This window comes from Parabacteroides sp. ZJ-118 (genome assembly GCF_011038785.1).
In the GTDB taxonomy this organism is placed as follows: domain Bacteria; phylum Bacteroidota; class Bacteroidia; order Bacteroidales; family Tannerellaceae; genus Parabacteroides.
In genome coordinates, this window is record NZ_JAAKDT010000025.1 from 39922 (window position 1) to 46215 (window position 6294).

General features: G+C 48.9%; 7 protein-coding genes. All 7 read right to left on the reverse strand.

Annotated elements, in window-relative coordinates; translation table 11 throughout:
* Nucleotides 1-83: 83 nt before the first annotated feature.
* Nucleotides 84-650: a DUF4276 family protein gene (locus tag G7Y39_RS08310; RefSeq protein ID WP_165156854.1), complete on the reverse strand. Its 567-nt coding sequence runs from the start codon at nt 648-650 to the stop codon at nt 84-86.
* 13 nt (nt 651-663) lie between these two features.
* Complete coding sequence (locus G7Y39_RS08315; protein ID WP_241159984.1) at nt 664-1857, reverse strand: AAA family ATPase; 1194 nt, start codon at nt 1855-1857, stop codon at nt 664-666.
* 207 nt (nt 1858-2064) lie between these two features.
* Nucleotides 2065-2370, reverse strand: a complete 306-nt coding sequence (locus G7Y39_RS08320) for a transposase (RefSeq protein ID WP_165156857.1) — start codon at nt 2368-2370, stop codon at nt 2065-2067.
* 22 nt (nt 2371-2392) lie between these two features.
* Nucleotides 2393-2602: a hypothetical protein gene (locus G7Y39_RS08325; protein ID WP_165156858.1), complete on the reverse strand. Its 210-nt coding sequence runs from the start codon at nt 2600-2602 to the stop codon at nt 2393-2395.
* 382 nt (nt 2603-2984) lie between these two features.
* Nucleotides 2985-4541: an ATP-binding protein gene (locus G7Y39_RS08330; protein ID WP_165156859.1), complete on the reverse strand. Its 1557-nt coding sequence runs from the start codon at nt 4539-4541 to the stop codon at nt 2985-2987.
* A gap of 5 nt (nt 4542-4546) precedes the next feature.
* On the reverse strand, nt 4547-6121 hold the full coding sequence (locus G7Y39_RS08335; RefSeq protein WP_165156860.1) for an ATP-binding protein: 1575 nt from the start codon (nt 6119-6121) through the stop codon (nt 4547-4549).
* A 5-nt stretch (nt 6122-6126) separates the two neighbouring features.
* Complete coding sequence (locus tag G7Y39_RS13920) at nt 6127-6294, reverse strand: PD-(D/E)XK nuclease domain-containing protein (protein WP_370520368.1); 168 nt, start codon at nt 6292-6294, stop codon at nt 6127-6129.

Consider the following 6294-nt stretch of genomic DNA (forward strand, 5'->3'; position numbering starts at 1 on the left):
CTATCGTCATCTCCATCCTCGGGTTTGCCGCCGACCCAGATCTGCGTGCTCATGCTACGGGGCGTTTTGTGCATCCAAAAGATTTATTGCTTCAACGCTTCAATCAAATCGGCAAAGTCTGTGAAGGTGGATTTCAATTTACCTGTATCAAGTAATGGAAATAAACAGGTGAAATCACGCACTTTATGATAATTACGTCCATTATCTTTATAAATTCTCCCCACAAGGTCGCTGGGGTTGGGAATGCGGGTCAAATCAGTCCGATTATACGACAGATTCTTCAAACCCTCTTTCTTCAAAACATCAGGCTGAGACAAAATCCAAGCTTCTGCTTCTTGAATCATAAAAAATGTATTAGCGGAAACGCTATTCGTCACGCGATTAGGCTTTGAAGCGTTAAATTCGCCATATTCTTTTCTCTCATTTTTCACCGGCATTTCACTGTCCGAGTCAACAAGCAGGAAACGGACTTCATTATTGTCCATGGGTGTAGTGAGAAACTTATCCACCGTCTGTTGTTTCCCTTTTCCCATGACAATACGTGGCATATTGCCTTCCAATTCCTTGGCAAGAAGGGTATTAAACGCCTTTCGCAAATCACCATTTTCCAAATTGGGAGAACCCTCCACATACAATGTTTTTCGCACCATAGCCACTCAACTGTTAGTAACGGTTTCCTCCCAAATCACCCTCTCTCCAAAGTGTGCCCGTAGAATACTGTGAAGCCCATTCTACGTATTGCAGGCTTTGAAACGAATTGACCCCAGAGTTGTTCGATTCATTCTTTTCAAAAACAAGCACCTTATCAACAGATACACAATCAAGCAAATGCGGGCTGTGAGTGGCCAGCACATATTGCGTTTGGTCGGATGTCTCCCCCAGCATTTCCATCAGCTCGGATATCATATCGGGATGAAGCCCGCTTTCGGGTTCATCGATACATACCAATCCACCACGCTTCCTATTGCAAAAAACAGCAAGCAGGCAGAGAAACTTCAACGTACCATCACTGATGTTGGAAGCATGCACAGAGCGTTCCAGACCTCGTTCGTCAAGCAACAATTCAATATTGTTCCCTATAAAATTGAAATCAAATCCTTTAATCATGGGATTGATATTGACAAACGATTTCACCAAACGAGAATAATCGGTTTTGGAGTTAATCTTAATGGCGTTTATTAACTGTGCCAAATTAACTCCGTCCGTAGCCAACTTTTGTACACTGCCCGGCAACGATGGTTTGCGAATAGCACTCGGAGCAGTGGTATCGAATCCCGTATAAACCATTATGTCGCGCAATGCCTCGCGCAAGGTGTGTATCTGATAAAAACGGTCCTTGTCCACCAACTGGGTCAAGATGGATTCCGAAGCATTTTCAAATGTGTATTCCACCCGCTGTTGGTCATCGGTCTTACCTTCGCGCACATATCCGCGGCCATTGTTCATCTTCAGATAAACATACCGTGGCTTCCCGTCAGGATTCTTTGTGTACAGGCTCTCACATACGTAATAATTTTGAGTGGAACCCATTTTGCGGAATTTAATGCGATAGAAAACCGGCTCTTGAAACTTGTAACCATACCGACCCAGCACAACAGGATCAAATTCATATTCTATCACTATCTGCGGTTTCGATTGCGACGGCGCGGCAAAACATACAGCATCAAAACCTCCCCAGCGGTCAACGATAAGACGAGAAAGTTCCCCTTCCGCAACAACCGCCCGCAACACCTGAAAAGCTTTCAAGAAATTGGTCTTGCCGGAACCATTGATTCCTACCAACACATTCACATCCCGCAAAGCCACTGTTTGGGATGAGAAACTGAAAAAGTTTGTGAAAGATATGCTTTTTATCATATACTATTCTTGCTATATTTCCAACGCCTTTTTACAGATAAACGCATAACTTATGCGCACATCTTGACGCAAAGATAGCCAATTCCTCTTTAACACAAACATTTCCCTTGAAATATTCGTAAACCACCACTACAGCGTACTCTTGTCAATCAATAAGTTACGTCCATGATAAAATAAAAAAACTTCTTGATTTCATGTTTTGCCCTGTCAGGCGGCTTTCTCCTGTCCCTGTTTTGGACGGGGAACGTATTTATTGGGAAGGAAAGACGCATCCGCTTTCTCACCCTTCATCAGCCGGGTGAGTATATCCTCGATGTACTCCCCGAAATTTACAGCGTTGAGTTTGCAGCTTTCAAGCAACGAATACATGAAAGCTATGTTTTCGGCCGCGAAGTGGCTGCCGGTATGCAACCAGTTGCGCCTGCCGATGGCGATGTGCCGGAACATACGCTCTATGGCGTTGTTGTGCATCTCGATGCGGCCATCCAGAAGAAACTTCTGTGAATCAGGCAACTTTAAAGAGTTAAAAAAGTTATCAATTATCTGATCCACAAATATTTATACCGTAATTGGATTTCAGGTCTTCTTTCAACGCGGCAACCTGTTTCCTTAACTCGGAGGCTTCCTTCTCCTTGCGCTCACACTCCAACGCGAGACTGTCCGCATAGGCATTCACTTGGGCTGTATAACGCTCAATCGCGGCAACAAGGGCTTTCAACCGTTCTATCTCTGATCGTGCATCCATATCAAATGATTAGTTTATGTGTAAACCACCAATAGAGCGTACCCACTGTTTATCAATGGGACAACCATATAGGCTGGTATTTAATAAAATACAGATTTTACTTCCTTTAACTATCAGGCGACAGTCTGGGTTAGTTTTGATATGTCGGCATCCATGCCGCTTTCTTAACGACGGACCAAAGTCTCGTATAAAAAGTATCTTAGATCCATCCCCCAAGTATCTTAGATCCATCCCCCAAGTATCTTAGGTGCGTTGGCAAAGTATCTTAGGTGCGTGGCGCAAGTCTCCTAACATATCTTTTTTGCTCAGCCTTCGTCGCATTGGGGAACTGCAATGCACTGTGATACCGGAGCAGGTCTTGAAGCGGACTTTGAACGGCCGTTCATTCCTCAATCTTCCACCCTTCGATCGTACGCTTCTCCGTACTGAAATTGATAGCCACCTTCACCACCGGAAGGCCGCAGAGGGCGAAGCGTTCGGGATACTCCTTCAGGTCGATCTGCTCCATGGCCGCATCGGCGCTTTGGTCCAGTTTCAACTCGATCACGTAAAGCGTGGAAGGCGTGCGGAGCACCATGTCCACACGGCCCTTTGGTGTACGGACCTCCACATCCACATAATTGCCGAGCAGCGTGAAAATCACATAAAGCAGCTGCTGGTAATGGCCCTCGTAATGCGTGTTATCGCAATAGGGGATCGTGGAGAGGACCGTGCGCATCAAACGCAACGCGCCCTCCATGTCACCGTTGTAGATCTTCTCCGCCATCTTGGCTACCAGCGTGTTCAGTTCTGCGGGACGTTGTACGTAGTTGGGTAGCAGGCTACGCATCAAACCGATCCGCACCTCCCTGTTCGGAATGTCCAACTGATACAGGTCGGAAAAACGGGAATAGCCCTTGATCGTGATATAGCCGCTTTGGTACAGTAACGGCGTGATGCTCGTCATCCGTTCCGTTGGCGCGTCAAAGTCGGCCGCCACACATTCCCGATTACCGATCTCCTGCGGGATCACGTGGAACTTACGCAGCATCTCGATCAGGTAAGTAGGAGTCCCGCTACCGAACCAGTAGGAGTCGATCCGCCCCTTGTGAAGGGCCGTCAGCAGGCTGAACGGATTGTAAATATCGGGCGATGGCCATGTGAAATGATAGCCGTCATAATTCTGCTTCAGCGCGTCAAAAGCCTCCTGGGAGGATATTCCCAGCCGCTTACCGAACTGAGCGATATCCTCGCCCATCTGGCTCCGGATCTCCTCCTCCGTGATACCGCACAGAGATGCGTACGCCTCGTCCATGCTGATATTCTCGATATTATTCAGCTCGCTGAAGATGCTCAATTGGGAGAATTTCGTGATGCCGGTCAGGAAGACGAAACGCAAGTAAGGATCGCACGCCTTCAACGGACTGTAGAAGTTACGCATCACGTTACGAAGCTTCGGCAACTCTCTCTCCTCATGCACCACGTCCAGGAGCGGAGCGTCGTACTCGTCGATCAAGACCACTACCTTTTGACCCGTCTGCTCGTAAGCGCATCTAATTAAATTCGTCAAGCGTAAATTCGCATCTTCCGAATCCATATTCAAGCCATACCTCCTCTCCATATCCGCCAATTGGAACAAGAGATAGCGATTCAGCCCCTCTTTGTCCAGGTGCTTGCCAAGGCTCATGTCGAAATGAAGCACCGGATGGCGTGTCCATTCCTTCTCCAGGCGCTCGATGGCCAACCCATCGAACAGTTCCTTGCGACCCTCGAAGTAGCTACGGAGCGTAGAGGTTAGCAGGGACTTGCCGAAGCGGCGGGGACGGCTCAAGAAGATATAGCTCGATGCACCGTGTACTAACCGATAGATCAAATCGGTCTTATCGATATATACATAATTACCCTCCCGCAATTTCGAGAAAGTCTGGATTCCTATCGGATATAATCGACTGTCTTTCATGACCCTCATTGAATTGTATTACACCCATCTTCTATCTTCCACCCCTCGATCGTACGCTTCTCCGTACTGAAATTGATGCCTACCTTCACCACCGGCAGGCCGCAGAGGGCGAAGCGTTCGGGATACTCCTTCAGATCGATCTGCTCCATGGCAGCCTCGGCGCCTTGGTCCAGCTTCAACTCGATCACGTAAAGCGTGGAAGGCGTGCGGAGCACCATGTCCACACGCCCCTTCGGCGTACGGACCTCCACATCCACATAATTGCCGAGCAGCGTGAAAATCACATAAAGCAGCTGCTGGTAATGGCCCTCGTAATGCGTGTTATCGCAATAGGGGATCGTGGAGAGGACCGTGCGCATCAAACGCAACGCGCCCTCCATGTCACCGTTGTAGATCTTCTCCGCCATCTTGGCCACCAGCGTGTTCAGTTCTGCGGGACGTTGCACATAGTTGGGTAGCAGGCTACGCATCAGACCGACCCGCACCTCCCTGTTCGGTATGTCCAACTGATACAGGTCGGAAAAATGGGAATAACTCTTGATCGTGATATAGCCGCTTTGGTACAGCAACGGCGTGATGCTTGTCATCCGTTCCGTTGGCGCGTCAAAGTCGGCCGCCACGCATTCCCGATTACCGATCTCCTGCGGGATCACGTGGAACTTACGTAGCATCTCGATCAGGTAAGTAGGAGTCCCGCTACCGAACCAGTAGGAGTCGATCCGCCCCTTGTGAAGGGCGGTCAGCAGACTGAACGGGTTGTAAATATCGGGCGATGGCCATGTGAAATGATAGCCGTCATAATTCTGCTTCAGTGCGTCAAAGGCCTCCTGGGAGGATATTCCCAGTCGCTTACCGAACTGAGCGATATCCTCGCCCATCTGGCTCCGGATCTCCTCTTCCGTGATGCCGCACAGAGATGCGTACGCCTCGTCCATGCTGATATTCTCGATATTATTCAGCTCGCTAAAGATGCTCAACTGGGAGAATTTCGTGATGCCGGTCAGGAAGACGAAACGCAAATAGGGATCGCACGCCTTCAACGGACTGTAGAAGTTACGCATCACGTTACGAAGCTTCGGCAACTCTCTCTCCTCATGTACCACGTCCAAGAGCGGAGCGTCGTACTCATCGATCAAGACCACTACTTTCTGCCCCGTCTGCTCGTAAGCACGCTTGATAAGACTCTCCAAGCGGTCGTTCACCATAAGCGCATTCTCATCACGCCCATAAATGGCTTCCCACTCAGACAAACGACGCCCCAAATAATGTTCCAGCTCCTCCCTGTCTAAATGCTTGCCAAGGCTCATGTCGAAATGAAGCACCGGATGGCGTGTCCATTCCTTCTCCAGGCGCTCGATGGCCAACCCCTCGAACAGTTCCTTACGACCCTCGAAGTAGCTACGGAGCGTAGAGGTTAGCAAGGACTTGCCGAAGCGGCGGGGACGGCTCAAGAAGATATAGTTCGATGCACCGCATACTAACCGATAGATCAAATCGGTCTTATCGATATATACATAATTACCCTCCCGCAATTTCGAGAAAGTCTGGATTCCTATCGGATATAATCGACTGTCTTTCATGACCCTCATTGAATTGTATTACACCCATCTTCAATCTTCCATTCCTCGATCGTACGCTTCTCCGTACTGAAATTGATGCCTACCTTCACCACCGGAAGGCCGCAGAGGGCGAAGCGTTCGGGATACTCCTTCAGATCGATCTGGCCCATGGCGGCATCGGCGCTTTGGTCCAG